We start from the raw sequence: 16,232 nt of genomic DNA, 5'->3' as shown, positions 1-16,232 counted from the left end.
ATGAAAAAATTAGCATTTTGCATGATGCTCTTCTCCCTGCTTTGGAGCGGTAGTATCGGCGCACAAACGGTGGAGCAGGATTCCATCGACATGATTGAAAATCCGCAGCCTACCGATGATGAATATCGTGTGGTGACCAACCGTTTCTGGGATAACTGGTTTGTACTGGGAAGTGTGGGCTACCATGCCTTCTTTGGTGACTATGGCAAGGTAGAAGATTTTGCAGGAAAACTTTCTCCCGACTTTAATGTGGGTGTGGGTAAGTGGTTTACTCCGGGCATCGGTGTGAAACTTCAGTTCGGTATGGGTAACTCCCGCGGATATAGCAAGGAACCGACTCCCTTTACATACGGACAGATTCTAATAAATAGTGACGGTGTTCCTTATTGGAAGACGAAGAACAAATGGTGGGATTTGAATGCCAATGTTATGTTCAACCTGTCCCGTCTTTTCTGCGGATACGAAGGTATCGATTCCGACAAGCTGATGAACCAGTTTATCTTTTCTGCGGGTATCGGCGCTTTGCATCACAGAGATATCGGTCCTCAACGTAATGAGTGGAGCGGACACCTGGAAATGCAGTACAGCCGTTTCTTCTCCAAAAAGAAAAATCTGTCTTTGGACCTGAAACTGTACACAACGTTGTTCCAAACTAATTTTGATGCAGTGACATTAAAGGCTACCGGTGAGAGCAGCAAGTGGTTCGACAACAATACGGGTATCCGTATCGGTATGACTTATTACTTCAAGAAACGCGGTTGGGAGAGATGTGCGCCTTGTGCGAAACCGGTGTATATTACCCGTCCCGTTATCAATCAGATTATCAGCGATTGTCCTGAATATAAGTCAATGGTATTTTATGTGTTCTTCCCGAACAACTATTCAGGACGGGATGATGCTCCGGTAGTGTTTGATGCTGCGGTGAACTCCATCGATTACTTGGCATCGGGTATTTTCACTCAGAAGAAGTTCGAGGACAATGATGCGGTAGCTGCACGTCTGGCATCGGGCGCTTCACTGTCGACATTGCGTACTACGGATGTGGCTACGGATGAAGCCGGTGAGTCGGCCGGTATGGCAGGTGTTTCACGCGGTTATGAAATATCTTCCTCACCTATTTCACTGGATATGGACGCCGAAAGCATGAATGCCTTTAAAGAGAAAAACGGATATTACTATGCTCCTGTATACAGCGGGAACAAGGCTTGGTACTATCGTGTGGATAATGCTACCAAGAATCAAAGCCTGATGAGTGGAGACAATTATAAAGAGAGTACTTCTTATGGCTTGAATGCGCATGCCGGCCTCGGATTGGTGAAAGAAAACATGAAACTGGATACTGATGCCGAGTTGTTCAGCTTTGCCGATATATATGCAGCTATCGAGGGTAACGAAGGTTATACCGGACAGTTTGCCGACTCCGCGGCCGTGAGTGCCCTGAAGAGAATCTTTGAAGAGGGAAGAATACTGCACGTACAGGCTGAGGGATTGGCTACCAGCCAGGACAACTACACGGGTAAGGATGCTGCCAATGTTGGTTTGGAACGTAATAAGACATTGGCTCACAACCGTGCTTATTCGGTTATCAAATGGCTGAAGGAAAATGAGCGGTTCAAGAAAGTGGTGGGAAGCAATTTCTCTCTCAACACGCTGACCGATCCTATTGCCACCGTGAATGATAAGAGTACACAGGGACTGGATGCAAAATTGAATCGCTGTGTGAAAGTTAAAATACACTATGTGGTTGACAAATAAATAGACATAACGTCCTATGTCGTCGTGAGACGAGTTCGCATTCCTGCTTAGCGAAGCGGGAATGCCTGAACGGAAAGTCATAAAAGACTTTCTTGTTTGTTTTGTTTGTTTGCGGGCCGCCTCAGGATTTAATGAGGCGGCCTTCTTTTTTCAACGGATACTCTTTTTTTAGAACTGAACGTGTACAGAGGATGAAAAAGGTTTTTGATAATGAAGTGATATTGCCGGAGGTGGCACGGCTGATTGAGCAAGGACATTCGGTGACTATTCCTGTGCGGGGAAACAGTATGAATCCTTTTTTGGCGGATGGTCGTGACCGTGTTACTTTGGGTGGTTTTATTCCTGAGGAGCTGCAAACCGGAGTTACCGTATTGGCAAAGGATGCGGAAGGGCGGTTTGTGTTGCATCGCATTATAGCCCGCAGGGATGATAGACTTATATTGCAAGGTGACGGCAACCTGCGACAAACCGAAGAAACTACTCCTGCACAAGTTGCAGGGAAGGTGATTGCCGTGATACGGAAAGGCAAAAGGTATGCCGCCGGCGGTGTGTTGTGGCGCACGTATTCTTATTGTTGGGTGAGGCTGGCGCCTTGTCGCCGGTATTTGCTGGCATTGTATAGACGATTATAAATATTGAGTGATGAAAGAAGACTTGATACCTGCTCTTACAGGGAAGAATCTGAAAGATAAAATCTGCTATTTGTGGAGAGTTTCTGCCGGACAGCGTTGGGCGGTTTTGGTGAGCTGCGCGCTGGGAGCATTGTCCGTATTGTTTTCCCTGGCCTTTATCGGGGTGTCTAAATATGTGATAGATATTGCTACGGAGACGGTTACGGGTAGTTTGCCGGGGGCGTCTCTGTTGCTGGTCGCTTTGCTTGTATTGCAGTTGCTTTGTAATATTGTTGACAGTTGGGTGGGCATACGTATGCAGATTGAGCTGGGAAATACGCTGAGACGCCGTCTTTTTACCCGCCTGCTGCATAGTCGCTGGAATGAACTGGAACGGTTCCATACCGGAGATATTGTGAATCGTGTGGAGCAGGATGTTTCATCAGTAGTGGGGTTGCTTACCGGGTCTTTTCCATCACTGGTGGTGACCGGAGTGCAGTTGCTGGCGGCCTTTTTATTCTTTTGTTACTTAGACCCGTTTCTGCCGTGGATTGTGGTAGCCGTCTTTCCGTTGTTTCTGCTGGGTAGCCGTTATTATATGAAACGTATTCATCGCTATACGCATAAAATTCGCAGAAGTGACAGCCTGATACAGGCTGTTATTCAGGAGAGTTTGCAACATAGGACGGTTATCAAGACATTGGAGCAGAGTGGTAACCGTGTCAGTAAGCTGGACGAGTGGCAAGATACGCTACGCAATCAGGTTCTGGGGCGTACACGCTTTTCGCTTGCCGCACGTTCTTTTGTATCGTTGGCCTTTTCCGGAGGGTATCTTACCGCTTTTCTGTGGGGTAGTGTCAGTCTCAGTACGGGGGCTATAACTTTCGGTACAATGGCCGCTTTTCTTCAGCTGGTGGGGAAAGTACAGCGTCCTGTGCTGGACCTGTCCCGGCTGATACCTTCCTTTGCACAGGTATTTGTGGCCATAGACCGATTGGAAGAGCTGGAGCGGTTGCCGGAAGAAAGCGGTGAGGAAAGTATGCGCTTTGCTGAAACTCCCGATGTGGAAATCGATAATATTACGTTTCGCTATGTGGAAGGCGAGGCACCTGTATTCAGCCATTTTTCCTGTAAGTTTCCGGCGGGTAGCTGTACGGCTGTAATGGGGGAAACCGGCAGAGGGAAAACAACCTTGGTGCGTATGTTGCTTGCTCTTGCACTGCCGGAAGAGGGGAGCATTGTACTTCGTACGCATTCACAGTTGCAGGAAGAGGTTTGCCTCGTTTCTCCGTCCACGCGCTGCAATTTTACTTATGTACCCCAGGGGAATACTCTGTTTAGCGGTACTATTCGTGAAAACCTCTTGATGGGCAATCCTGAAGCTACGGAAGAAGACATGAACCATGCTTTACGTACGGCAGTGGCCGATTTTGTGTTCTCACTTCCGGATGGGATAGATACTCTGCTGACCGAACAAGGCGGCGGACTCAGTGAGGGACAGGCACAGCGTATTGCCATTGCCCGTGCACTGCTTCGTCCGGGCCATATTCTGCTATTGGATGAAGCGACCTCTGCACTCGATTCGGAAACGGAGCGATTGCTGTTAGGGAATTTACGCCGGGATTGTGGGGGGAAGACGTTTATCTTTATTACGCATCATCCGGTGGTGGCAGAGGAGTGCGATGAGGTGGTGAGAATATAACTCCAATCATTTCCTGCTCTTAAATGCAGAAAATATTCGTTTTCCGCAAGTTGTATTTCTTTATTGCTTTTTGGTTCCAAAATATCTAAGGATAGCCTTCTTGTTACTTCAGCATATTCGTTGCACAACATGCAGGTATCGGCTTTCAGAATCAATGCCCTGTTTCCTGTATTTTCGATAGTGACGGTACGATTGGCTATTGATACACGAATGGTGGTTCCGCATAATGCTATATTTTCGTTTGTGTGATACCAGTGGAATATACGGGTATCACCTGATAGCCGTTTCACCAACATGTCTATGTTTGTATACGGATTACATTCGTATGGGGGATTGTCGGATAATGTTCTGGTCCATGCCGCATTCAGATAACAGAGAGGAATATGTGGCAGGGTATATGTAGTGAATATGGATTCTTGGCTTTTGGCATAATCGGGTATATATCTTTTCTCGCGTATATATCCACCCAAGCATACTGTACCGTGGCAGTCCCCAGGTACATTTGTTCCGCATCCCCGGTCTTTATCATCATTTTTGCAGACGGAGGCGCTGAAAAGATGCGGATTCCTCTCAAAATGTAAAAGTAGCCATTCCTCGAAACAATGCGACGAGAATGCAATGTGAAGCCCTTCAATCTCTTCAGCCAGCTTAAAGGCTGTTTGGTGGTCGGTAAATGTATCCTTATCGAATACAGCCCAACCTTCTACATAACCGTCTTCTTCCATATACAGTTGGGTTTCACGTACATATCGGGTAGGTTGTGCTTTATACAGTTCATATTCTTCATCTGTATGCTCCCATTTGCACCAGTAGTGTTTATCTGAATGCAGACTTGGAATGGGTTGCCGTAATGTCTTCTTGCGTCTACTTCCTTTCTTTTCCCTGATAATCTCATCGGCTACCGGAAGTATTTTAATATCGGAGAAGCTGTCGGGATGCAGTTCTTCAACATAACTTTTCAGGTCGCAAAAATATTTTACTTCCGTGTCCGAGCCTTCGCATAGTATGACGATGTTGTTTTTGTGTGTTGTTCGTTTACAGCGTGCCATTATCTCCAAATATGTAGTCTATGTTACCGAATTTTGGTAAAGCTCCAAATCTGCCGGACTTGTACCATTTGTCAAACGGAATGTTGATGCTTATGTCATCGAAATCTTGTGCAGAATAAAGCTGGGAAGCTCCGTCTTCTTTTTCGGCAAACCATATTTGGTCGGCGCGCAACATCCCGTCTCCCGCAATGGAGGCATCGTGGGTGGTAAATAGCAACTGGGCGTTATGAGGATTGGATTTATTATTGTTGAACAACGATACTATCAATTTGAACAAGGCAGGATGAATGGCAATATTTATCTCGTCATAAGCAAGTAAACCTCCCGTTTCCAGGATGTCAAGTACCCGGGCACCTATGCCGAAGAAGTTTTTTGTTCCGGTAGATTCAAACTGCATCGGGAGCGTGACATTGAGTGCCTCTTCATCGTTCACTACTTTATGTACCATTCCAAATTCCCACTTGTTTTGTTTGATAAATGTTTGTCTGACATCGTCTGAAACCGAATCCGGGAATTTGAACTCGGTATCACTATGTTTTTGCATTGTAATGTCTTCAATCCCCATATCGGCAATATGTATCAATCGGCGTAGCCTTTGGAATAGCTTTGAATCGTTGCTTTTCAATATCCGTTCTGCAACGTCGAAACTGTTGAACTTCAGGTCGATGGCATCTCCTACCGGCTGCGCCTGCAATGTGGCGAGAAATGAATATACGTTTTGCAGTCCGTTTGCCTGTCTTGTTCCCAACATGGACAATAACAATTGGTTAGGCAGCAGTTGGGCGTTTGAAATATCCAATAAAGTGCTTTCCCAACTTGTTCCGATTGATACGTGCCTTTGTAGTGTTTCTTCGTTTACCTCGACATTGAATATATTTTCGGCTTTATTGCATTTCATTGTCGATAAAGTTTCTTGATGGATAACTTTATCGAACTTTATTGCATATCGGTACTGTTTTCTATCTACAATGAAGTTGATAGTAAATTCCGTAGGTTGATTTCTTGTTTTTGAGTTAAGAACGTAGGGGGTATAGGGTATAGGGGTGTTGACATCGTACTTCAAAGAACCTGCCACCATGTGGGACAAACTGTACAATGCCCAAATAAGGTTGCTTTTTCCGGAAGCGTTGGCACCGAACACTGCGGCTGTCTTCAACAAACGAATTGTTTCTCCGTTCTCCAGTTCGATAGCCGTGGTGTTTTCACTTCGGAAATCCATGTCCAATGCCTCGAATGAAAACTCGGTTTCGTCTTTGTATGACCTGAAGTTCTTTATCTTGAAATCTATTATCATTGCACTTTATCTTAGAATATTGCAAAGATAATGAAATGGTTGGAAAAATGTCGTCTTTCCAGTAGAATTATGTAGGGGCAATGATTCTGTCTCTGGGAAGCTTATTTTCTGTTACGAACAAAAAAGCTCTTTCCTGACTGAACTATTTTACTGTAAATTATTGTATGTTCTGTTTGTAAGGTAGGGGTGTATGCTTGTAAAGGTCTGCTTTGCGGGACTAAAGTAGACCTTTGGAAGAACGCTGTTTCAGCGATTGTGTTCTTGCTTTATTCTTCAATGATTACTATCCCTTGTTCTTCTAAATGACGGAGCAGTTCTTCTATGTCGTTTTGCGCTTTTTCTTGGCTGACATCGTATATTTCTGTTAATCTCAAAGTGAGTTCTTCCGGTGTGGCGGGCTGTTTTTGGAGCTCTGCGATAATCCATGCAGCGGTATCATTGAGCATTAGCATTTTGGAGAAGTCAATCTGCTGGCCTGCACCGATGAGTACTTTTTCGTTGGCGATGCTGTGTAGTATAAAGTCGGGTTTCAGGGTGGCTTTCATTATGTGGGATAGTCTACGTCTGTTGTTTGGGAATAAAATAAATGTTCAAAAGGCTGCAAACCGCTGTTGACGGATGTAGCCTTTTGAATATTATTTGGATTATTTGAAAATTAGTCTGTTTGAGGGCAACTCTAAGACAGGCTCTTCTAAGGCTGAACGGGTCGTAGGGGAAGGAGTGCCGACCGCATCGTTCATCTGTGCTTTTACCAACATTTGAACCATGTCTTTGATTGTGAACACAACATACATGTTATGGTTGATATTGGGCTGAAGCAATATCCCCTGTTCTTTTATCGCAATCTTAACTTGTAATAAGTGTGAAGGCGGAGCGTATGTAGTGTTTTCCGTGTCTCGCTTTGACATTCCCATGTATATGATTAATGAGTTAGTATAGTCAAGAGACAAATAGTGACCAATAGGAAGGAACGGATAATTATCACAAGAACTGCTTACACCATAAAACTCTCGCTCTGTAGCGTCCGAACCCCAATGAAAAACTGATTTTTCATTCATCCAAGCAGGAAAGTTCAGATTGCATAAATAGAGAGGACCTGTTGTTTGGTAGTCTACCGTTGCGGCAAGGAAGTCATATTCAACAGGAAAATTCTCAATGACTTTTTTACGAATAAAGTAGTCGTCTACACCATATCCTTGATCGAATTTGTTTGAGATAAAGTCTCTTAAAGCGTTATTGTTAGCTGCGAGTTCTTCAGAGGAGAAAAAATCTTCAGGGGTTTCTTTTAGTTTAGTAAAAGCTTCTGCCAAGGCATCATTTGTAAGGGAAATAGCACTAACAGTAGTTGTTCCACCATCTACTCCTGTAATACTTATAGGCGTATTATCCTCATAACGGTCTATTACTATTGTGTATATCGTAATCACTCCCGTTAATCGCCTCATTTTTATTTTATATTCGTCAGCAAGTACTGGTCTATTATTTGTATTTAAATAATAGAGGTCTATTTTATCGCTGTTTTCACTGTTCCTAATAAAAAAAAGTCCTTCTGTAGCAAATAGTTTATCACCATATTCTGCATAGCCATTCCCATTATAATATAAATCCTGTCCGTCAACATCTATAGCTTTCGGCAATTTTATTTTAGAGTCATTTTTTTTATCAGCTAAATTATAAGTCGTAAAGAAAAATATTCTATTGCCAGGAACACTACTTATATTATCCCCAATTTCAAAGTAAAGGTAGTCCGCATTTTCTGTTACATCTGGAATATTGTTGATTAGTACATACTGCTTTCCATTGTTGGTAGCAGTAGTCGTAAAGTAAATAATCTCATTGTTTTCATATGTGAGTTCAAGAAAATCATCTTCTATATAATTTTTTACTCCTTCATTATATACATTAATATAATAGTTTAGATCATCCGGAAGCACACTCGAAGGATTTCCACCAAAACCGATATCTTCAGCGCTTCTTGTACTAATATCTGTATTGTTGCCAGCTTCGATTTGAGAAGATATGGTTCTTTTTGTCCATGTCAGTTTGGAGAAATCAAAATCAGGTCTTTTATCTGTATTGTCAATATCGGGTTCTCCATCTATATTGTCGATAATGTCGTTTTCAGAGGAGCATCCTCCTAATATTAATCCACTTACTAAAACAAGTAAGTACATCCATTTGAATTTTTCCATTTGAATAATTGTTTCGTTTTGTTGTTAATTATTAGCGATCACGCCTGTTCCAATCCGTATCCCATGTATTACTTAAATCTGTACTTCCAGCTGTAACGTCTTTCTCCTGATAACTGTTTTCACCCCACAGCATACTGCTGTTACTACCTGGATAGGCTGATGCTTGGACTGCGATACAACTATTCAAGTCTATTTCTACGAATTTTATTGCAGGCTTCTCATACCTTTGTTTTTCTCTTCTCATCATATCATAAATTGTTGTCTTGTTATTTTAAAACTTTCTTTTTCCTTTTGCGCACAAAAGTACGGTTATAGAAGAAGACTGACTGAATAAATAGTCATGATGAAGTGACAAATAGTCCTTATGAAATGTCTGTTGATATTAGAAAATAGCAGTGAAATGGGGTTATACTCTGTTTAGCTTAGAAAAGGGTATAGAAAAGAACGTTTTTAAGCAAGAAAAAAAGTGGAAAGTTATATGTATACTCTTTATTCTTCATCACTGAATTCAACCTCGCTCTTTAGTTTCATCTTCCGATGTTTTATAAAAAACTACAACAATCTCTCGTTGTGAAACTTTGGTTACAGCTATTTATCTAAGTAATTGATATATCGTCCTGAATTGTTTTTGATGAAATCAGTAATGTTGTCTTCTTGTGTCGGTAATAATTTTTTCTCTCTTTCTTTTAATTCGGTAGATAAATTTTCATCGCTGGGTGTAAATTGCTGTTTGAATTTTGCTACAGCCCTTTTTCTTTTAGGATACATACAACTCCCTTTGCAAGGGATAATGTCCGGACCAAAGCATTTGGAATTAGGAATATAATGACTTTTGAGGGTATATATGGATGAATTATTGCTCATAATTTGTCCTGGTCTTCATTCTTCACCATCCCCCTATACTGTTCTGGCAATGCGCTTTCTACCGCTGTATAAGCTTCCGCCATAGTCGCTTTGATATTCTCCGCCCCTTGTCCTTTGGGAGCAATCGGTTCATGAATCGTCAGTATCATGCGGTGACGGTGTATCCACTTGCCGGTACGGGGAAGTATCTCGAACGAACCGTCAATTGTCACAGGCACTACCGCCAATTGCAGTTCGTCTGCCAATTGGAAAGCCCCTCGCTTGAAGTACCCCATATGTCCGGTGAATGTGCGTGCACCTTCGGGGAATACCACTAATGACACTCCGTTCTTTAAGGAAGCCTCTGCCTGACGCATGGTAGCCAGTACTTTCCGGGGGCTGGAACGGTCTACGAAAATATGCCCGGCGCTTTCGCAAGCCTTGCCCACGAATGGAATCTTACGCAGGCTTTTCTTCATCATCCATTTAAAGTTTCTTCCCAGAAAGCCATAAATCAGGAAAATATCGAAAGAACCCTGATGATTGGGGACAAATACATAAGAAGTACGTTTATGGAGCTTCTCCCGTCCGTTTATTTTTACCGGAATAAGCAGGAGATAGCAAATCAGTTGTGACCATATTTTACCCGGATAATATCCCCAGAAATGAGCGCCACCCAATAAGGAACCGACAATTGTGACCAGTGCGGTAAGAATAGTCAGCACCAATAATATAGGCAGTGCAAAGCAAATCTGATAAATATTATAGAGTATCTTCATAGGTTTTGGATTTTATTGCCACAAAGATAGACCTTTTTTAGATTTTGTCACTCATTCTCGCTAACTAATTTTATAACGGTGATTTCGGGCCATGCACCGAAGCGGAAAGGCAGTCCCACGTATCCTATGCCGACATTGACATACAAGGCTCGTTTGCCTTTGTAGTACATGCCTGCCCATTCCGGGTAGATGAGAGAAGCTAACGAATGTCCGAACATTTCCATCTGCATGGCATGCGTATGTCCGGAAAGGGTTAACTCTATATCCGAGCCCGGCAGGACTTCGCGTCGCCAGTGCGTAGGGTTGTGGCTGAGCAGGATACGGAACATGCCTTCCGTGCCCTGCATGGCTTTGGGCAAATCGGCGAATTGTGAGAAAGGCGGCTCCCCATCGTTCTCGACACCTATCAATGCTATGCTGTCGCCCTTATGATATAAAATGTCATGTTCGTTATTCAGCATTTTCCAGCCCATCTCTTTTTGCTGTTCTATTAAATACTCCAAATTGGCCGTTTCCTCTTTTCGGTTACGCCAGCGGTAGTAAGTCCCGTAATCATGATTGCCGAGAATAGAATATACTCCGTCGGGAGCATGGAGCCGGGAAAGTATCTCCTTGAAACCGTCCAGCTCGTGGCTTTGCTGATTAACCAAATCACCGGTAAAGACAATAAGGTCTGCTTTCTGCTCATTCACCAGTTTCACCAAATGCCGGACTGCTTCCGGATTCCCCAGCCAGCTGCCTATATGTATATCCGACAGCTGAAGGATGCGATAACCGTCAAAGCCTTTGGGTATGTTGGCCGAGCGATACTCGACATCCTTTACCTCAAAGCGTGTGATACCCGCAATGGCTCCGTAAAGAATATTGGCAAAACTGATTACCCCCAATATCAATCCGAGCAGTGTGTAAGGAAGCCGGTGTGCGACGAAAGGAGAGCGGGGGCTTCTGAACGGCGTACGGAAAATGACGAGCGACAGAAGCCGGCTGATTCCCCGCATCAATATACCCAGCAGCGAGCAAAGCATGAACACCGTTTTCGGAACGGCAAACAGCATCACGGCCACTGCCAGCCTGCCGATGCCTTGCGGATGATGTGAAAGGGCATTATCCCCTGTCATATAGATATAATACATGTATATGGCCACCAACATAGCGGTGGGAAGCCAATACGTACTGCGCCAGACTATGTTACGCGTTTTCTTTACAATGTACACCAGGTAGATGTACATATCCGGCAGAAGCAGGAATAAAATGAGTATAAGAGTTATTCGGTGCATATATCTTCGAGTTCTTCTATATTCTTTTTAATACTGTCGAGATGCTTATAAACAACCTTTTTATAGATGAAATAAATAAGAATTACGTCCCAGATGACGCAGAATCCCAGCATGGCGGCTTGCGCTATGAGAGGCATCGTGTAGTAATCCATTACCCAGTAGAATAGTGCGGTGAAGATAACGGCCCAGACAGCCACTGCCCACACTTCGTAGCGGGTCCAGTAACGGAACGTGGCCATGCGCCGGCTTACTTCGGCTACGGACATCTCATCCACCCGGGTATTCCTGTTCCAAAGATAAGTTTTCCGGTCCCACCACATACCGCCGAGGATGGTGACGGTGATGAAAGCCAGAAATATGGCAGTCTTGTTTTGCAAGTGCTCATTGAAGCCGAAAGTAGGTAGCAAAAGCCATATCAGCAGGATGACGGCCAGCCCCACCGCACCTACTCCAAGCGAGAAGCGTTGCAGGACAACGAGCCGCCTCAGGCTGCGCCGGGTATTTGTTTTATAGCTCGCAAGCAGTTCCTTTATTTGTTTTTCATCGGCGATAGGTTCCTTTTGCAACTGTGCATCCAATGCATTCCATGATTTTTTCAGTTCGTCCAGTTCCATATATTATTCCTCCTTGTTCATCTTTTTCAGTTTATCTTTAATACGGTTGAGTTTGGTAGCCACATTGGTTACGGTCAGTCCGGTGATTTCGGAAATCTCCTCATAACTCTTCTCTTCCAGATAAAGCAGGATGATAGACTTTTCCAGTTGCCCCAGCCGGTTTATCATCTGGTAGAGTTGCCGTAACATGGCTTGTGTCTCGTCGTCCTCTTCGCTGCGGTCGGCTTCCTGTGTGAGGGTTACAATCTCCGGAATGTTCTTTTCTTTCCGTATGAAGCTGATACAGGTATTCAAGGCGATACGGTAAATCCACGTCGAGACTTTACATTCCTTTCTGAATTTAGGAAAAGCTTTCCAGATGTTGAGTACTACTTCCTGGTACAGGTCGCTAAGAGTCGCGTTCGGAGTGGTGTACAGGTAACACACCTTATAGATGACGCGCTCATATTCCCGTATGACGGACATAAACTCTTGTTCTATATTTTCCATTGTATTGTTTCTCGAATCGCTTTTTATTTGTTTGTCGTAACGGAAACCGGAAAATCACACTCCCGGTTCTTAACTCTTCAGGTTGGCTGCAAGAAACTTTCGCATTTCATCAATCGGCTTACCGCGTCGGTGGGCATAATCTTCCAGTTGGTCTTCACCAATCTTGCCTACGGCGAAATAGTGTGACCGGGGATGTGAAAACATAAGACCGCATACAGAAGCATGCGGATACATGGCTCCGTTTTCGGTGAGTGTGATACCTATCTGTTTCATATCCAGCAGTTCATCCAATATGAAGTTTACGGATTGGTCGGGTAGGGAAGGATAGCCTACCGCCGGACGGATACCTTGATATTTCTCAGCCAGCAAGTCTGGAATGGAAAGCGATTCGTCGGGAGCATATCCCCAGACCGCTTTGCGCACATGTTCGTGCATCTTTTCTGTCGCGGCTTCGGCAAGCCGGTCTGTCAGGGTCTGTACGAGGAGATGTTTGTAAGGGTCGTCTTTGTAGTAGTTTTCATTTTCCGCACTGACGGAAGATGCGAAAAGGCCTATCGTGTCTGCCACCCTGGACGAGAGAGGCCGTATGAAATCGCTCAAGCAGAGAAACGGACTTCCGTCCGGGTGAGGGGTCTGCTGACGGAGCAGAGGGAATACCGTATCCTCGATAAGGAGATTGTCCCCTTCCGCATTGGCGCTGCACAACCTGTAAATGCATTGCACCGTAATTACCTCATCCAATCGGTTGAGTACTCTGTTGGCTTCCTTAAACAGTTGCATGGCTTCGGCGGCTTTGGCACGCTCTTCTTGAGGAAAAGCCGCAAGCCACATGGCACGGCAGGAATCGCAACCGTGGATATCGGCTATTGCCGCAAACTTGGGTTGAAAGCCCCAGGCATGGAAAAAATAAATCCAGTTGATGTAGGGACTTACTTCATGTATTTTATAATTGATGGTTGACAATGGATAATGTATATATAATAAGTGTTGATAATGTATATATAATAAGTTAAGTAAATAAGTAAATGTTTAGATTTAATTTGTATCGGTAACAATGAGTGTATATAAGTAACAATAATGTAGCGTAACCTAAGGCTGAAAGCCTTTTTATCTTATAGCCCGGGGTAACACCCCGGGAACGTGAATATGAATAACATTGCGCCCTGTAAGGGCAATATATTTGCAGATTAATCTTTTGCCCTTTCAGGGCGCAGAATGTCGGGAACATTTATTCCCGGGGTGTTACCCCGGGCTATAAGATAAAAAGGCTTTCAGCCTTAGGTTACGCTACATTATTGTTACCTATATACACTCATCGTTACTTATATACATTCATTGCTACTGATATAAATTAAATTTCAATATTTCAACATTTATTTATTCTCTGAATCGGTTATGTATTACGCTCCCGCCGACGGATAATCGAATCTCAGCTCTTCACCGCGATAAGAATCGTCTACCATATCGCCGTTATAAATAAGGTGTCCGTTGGCAAACGTTTTTTCTACTTTCCAGTTGAACGTATGTCCCTCTAAAGGGCTCCAGCCGCATTTGCTCAGAATCTTGTCGGCGGTAACTTCCCAGGGAGAGTCGGGGCGTACCAGCACTAAGTCCGCCTGATAGCCTTCACGGATATATCCGCGTTGGCAAATACCGTATATTCGGGCAGGCGCATGACACATTTTCTGTACAACCGTTTCCAGTGAGAAAACACCTTCATCCACCAGCCCTAACATGCTGACAAGAGAGAATTGTATCATAGGCATACCTGACATCGCTTTCAGCGCTCCGCCTTCTTTCTCGCTCAACAGATGAGGAGCGTGGTCGGTGGCGATAACGTCAATCAGCCCTGAGTTGACGGCAGCCCGCAGAGCTTCCCGGTCTGTTTTCCGTTTGACGGCGGGGTTACATTTTACGCGTGCGCCCAGACTGTTATAGTGCGCCAGTGTAAAGAGCAAATGCGCCACGCATGCTTCGGATGTGATATTCTTGTCTTCCAGAGGCTCGTCACTAAACAGTTGCAGCTCTTTGGCCGTGGATACGTGCAGAATATGCAGGCGCGCTCCGGCAATTCTCGCCAGACGGACGGCCAGCTCGGAAGATGCGTAACAGGCCGGAACGGAACGGATACCGGGATGGGCGTTGACAGGAATGTCATCCGCTCCTTTGTATTTTTGCCTGTATTTCTCGATATTGGCTTTTATCGTTTCCTGGTCTTCGCAATGAGCGGCAATCAGCATATCCGTACCATTGAATATTTTCAGCAGGCTGTTCATTTTGTCCACCAGCATATTACCGGTACTGGAACCCATAAACAGCTTGATGCCGCAAACGCGATGCTTGTCCAGCTTGTCAAATTCCGTATAGTTATCGTTGGTTGCGCCGAAATAGCAGGAGTGGTTGACGATACATTTCTCATTCAGCAGGTCGAACTTGGCATTCAGGGCATCCAGCGTTACGGTCAGCGGATTGGTGTTGGGCATATCCATAATGGAAGTCACCCCGCCGGCGGCAGCCGCACGGCTTTCCGTCAGGATATCCGCTTTGTGGGTAAGGCCCGGGTCGCGAAAATGCACGTGGTCGTCGATGATGCCGGGCAGCAGGTAGCAGCCTGTTGCATCGATTACTTCTTCACAAGGGGCGGAGAGCGGTTTCCAGTTGGTAAGAACTTCGGCGATGCGTCCGTTTTCTATCACTACCGAACCTTGGATAGACTGTCCTTCGTTGACAATCGTCGCATTGTGTATCAGCGTTCTTTTCATATCTTTAGTTTTTCAAGTTTGGATATTTATGAAACCAACTGTCCCATTTCAGCCGGATTACTCCGAACACGGCTTCTCCGAAAATGCTGCTGTTCATCTTGGACGTTCCCAGTTCCCGGTTGATGAAGATAACCGGTACTTCCTTCACATCCGCTCCGCACTTGTAGGCGGTGAACTTCATCTCTATTTGGAAAGCATAGCCTTTAAAGCGGATGCCGTCCAGATTGATGGTCTGCAATACCCTGCGGCGGTAGCACACAAAGCCGGCGGTAGTATCGTGAATGGGGAGCCCCGTAATGATACGTACATATTTGGAAGCGAAATAAGACATGAGCACACGTCCCATAGGCCAGTTCACCACATTCACGCCGCTGACGTAGCGCGAGCCGATAGCCACATCCGCCCCTTCTTCGGCGCAGGCTTGGTAGAGGCGGGGCAGGTCTTTGGGGTTATGGCTGAAGTCGGCATCCATTTCGAATATATATTCATAGTCGCGTTGCAACGCCCATTTGAATCCGGCTATGTAGGCCGTACCCAGTCCCAGCTTTCCCTTACGCTCCACCATAAACAGGCAGTCGGAAAACTCCCGTTGCAAGTCTTTTACGATAGCGGCAGTACCGTCGGGCGAACCGTCTTCGATAATAAGTATGTGGAATCCGTGCTCCAGGGCAAAAACGGCACGGATGATATTCTCGATGTTTTCCCGTTCGTTGTAGGTAGGGATGATGACAATACTGTCTGATGTCTGCATATTCATTGAAAATATATGGGGCTTATTAATGGGAGCAAATGTAGTGCTTTTCTATTACTTACAGATAGAACTAAGGATTATTTATGTATTTTTGCAACGGAAATTCACCGTAAC

The 16,232-nt window shown here is 44.7% G+C and carries 16 protein-coding genes; 3 read left to right on the top strand and 13 right to left on the bottom strand.

Annotated features, from left to right (window positions below; translation table 11 throughout):
* The 3 genes from BHV73_RS14295 (at position 1) to BHV73_RS14285 (ending at position 4,068) form a co-directional block, all read left to right on the top strand.
* On the top strand, positions 1–1,755 hold the full coding sequence (locus tag BHV73_RS14295) for a hypothetical protein (RefSeq protein WP_143269501.1): 1,755 nt from the start codon (positions 1–3) through the stop codon (positions 1,753–1,755).
* A 191-nt stretch (positions 1,756–1,946) separates the two neighbouring features.
* Positions 1,947–2,387 (top strand): S24/S26 family peptidase, encoded by a 441-nt coding sequence (locus BHV73_RS14290; RefSeq protein WP_087413450.1) that lies wholly within the window; start codon positions 1,947–1,949, stop codon positions 2,385–2,387.
* Positions 2,388–2,397: 10 nt separating this feature from the next.
* Entirely contained in the window at positions 2,398–4,068 is a 1,671-nt protein-coding gene (locus BHV73_RS14285) for an ABC transporter ATP-binding protein (RefSeq protein WP_241148722.1), read from the top strand.
* Here the strand turns inward: BHV73_RS14285 and BHV73_RS14280 are convergent.
* From BHV73_RS14280 to BHV73_RS14220, 13 genes are all read right to left on the bottom strand, one after another.
* The gene (locus tag BHV73_RS14280; RefSeq protein ID WP_087413449.1) at positions 4,023–5,117 is read right to left on the bottom strand and encodes an RloB family protein; all 1,095 of its coding nucleotides are present in this window, start codon (positions 5,115–5,117) and stop codon (positions 4,023–4,025) included. The two genes, BHV73_RS14285 and BHV73_RS14280, sit on opposite strands and share 46 nt — an antisense overlap.
* Entirely contained in the window at positions 5,104–6,411 is a 1,308-nt protein-coding gene (locus BHV73_RS14275; protein WP_087413448.1) for an AAA family ATPase, read from the bottom strand. The genes BHV73_RS14280 and BHV73_RS14275 overlap by 14 nt, the downstream gene beginning before the upstream one ends.
* A 266-nt stretch (positions 6,412–6,677) precedes the next feature.
* Positions 6,678–6,956: a PqqD family protein gene (locus tag BHV73_RS14270; protein ID WP_009120546.1), complete on the bottom strand. Its 279-nt coding sequence runs from the start codon at positions 6,954–6,956 to the stop codon at positions 6,678–6,680.
* A 99-nt stretch (positions 6,957–7,055) separates the two neighbouring features.
* Positions 7,056–8,603: a hypothetical protein gene (locus tag BHV73_RS14265; RefSeq protein WP_286738653.1), complete on the bottom strand. Its 1,548-nt coding sequence runs from the start codon at positions 8,601–8,603 to the stop codon at positions 7,056–7,058.
* A gap of 31 nt (positions 8,604–8,634) precedes the next feature.
* Positions 8,635–8,850 carry a hypothetical protein gene (locus tag BHV73_RS14260; protein WP_087413445.1) on the bottom strand — a complete coding sequence of 72 codons (216 nt, stop codon included), beginning with the start codon at positions 8,848–8,850 and terminating at the stop codon, positions 8,635–8,637.
* Positions 8,851–9,191: 341 nt separating this feature from the next.
* Positions 9,192–9,371 carry a hypothetical protein gene (locus BHV73_RS14255; protein ID WP_143269499.1) on the bottom strand — a complete coding sequence of 60 codons (180 nt, stop codon included), beginning with the start codon at positions 9,369–9,371 and terminating at the stop codon, positions 9,192–9,194.
* A 92-nt stretch (positions 9,372–9,463) separates the two neighbouring features.
* Positions 9,464–10,225 carry a lysophospholipid acyltransferase family protein gene (locus BHV73_RS14250; RefSeq protein WP_009120551.1) on the bottom strand — a complete coding sequence of 254 codons (762 nt, stop codon included), beginning with the start codon at positions 10,223–10,225 and terminating at the stop codon, positions 9,464–9,466.
* Between the two features lie 47 nt (positions 10,226–10,272).
* Positions 10,273–11,502 (bottom strand): metallophosphoesterase, encoded by a 1,230-nt coding sequence (locus BHV73_RS14245; RefSeq protein ID WP_281960718.1) that lies wholly within the window; start codon positions 11,500–11,502, stop codon positions 10,273–10,275.
* Positions 11,490–12,116, bottom strand: a complete 627-nt coding sequence (locus BHV73_RS14240; protein ID WP_087413442.1) for a GtrA domain-containing protein — start codon at positions 12,114–12,116, stop codon at positions 11,490–11,492. The genes BHV73_RS14245 and BHV73_RS14240 overlap by 13 nt, the downstream gene beginning before the upstream one ends.
* 3 nt (positions 12,117–12,119) lie before the next feature.
* Complete coding sequence (locus BHV73_RS14235; protein ID WP_087425725.1) at positions 12,120–12,605, bottom strand: RNA polymerase sigma factor; 486 nt, start codon at positions 12,603–12,605, stop codon at positions 12,120–12,122.
* Between the two features lie 69 nt (positions 12,606–12,674).
* The gene (locus BHV73_RS14230; RefSeq protein WP_087413440.1) at positions 12,675–13,568 is read right to left on the bottom strand and encodes a vitamin B12 dependent-methionine synthase activation domain-containing protein; all 894 of its coding nucleotides are present in this window, start codon (positions 13,566–13,568) and stop codon (positions 12,675–12,677) included.
* Positions 13,569–14,005: 437 nt separating this feature from the next.
* On the bottom strand, positions 14,006–15,367 hold the full coding sequence (locus BHV73_RS14225; RefSeq protein ID WP_087413077.1) for a dihydroorotase: 1,362 nt from the start codon (positions 15,365–15,367) through the stop codon (positions 14,006–14,008).
* 4 nt (positions 15,368–15,371) lie between these two features.
* Positions 15,372–16,124, bottom strand: a complete 753-nt coding sequence (locus tag BHV73_RS14220) for a polyprenol monophosphomannose synthase (protein WP_009120558.1) — start codon at positions 16,122–16,124, stop codon at positions 15,372–15,374.
* Positions 16,125–16,232: the final 108 nt, after the last annotated feature.

Source organism: Bacteroides sp. 44_46 (assembly GCF_001915465.1).
Taxonomy (GTDB): Bacteria; Bacteroidota; Bacteroidia; order Bacteroidales; family Bacteroidaceae; genus Bacteroides; species Bacteroides clarus.
The sequence above is the reverse complement of the archived record's forward strand: the minus strand, read 5'-3'. Positions and strand labels throughout refer to the sequence as shown.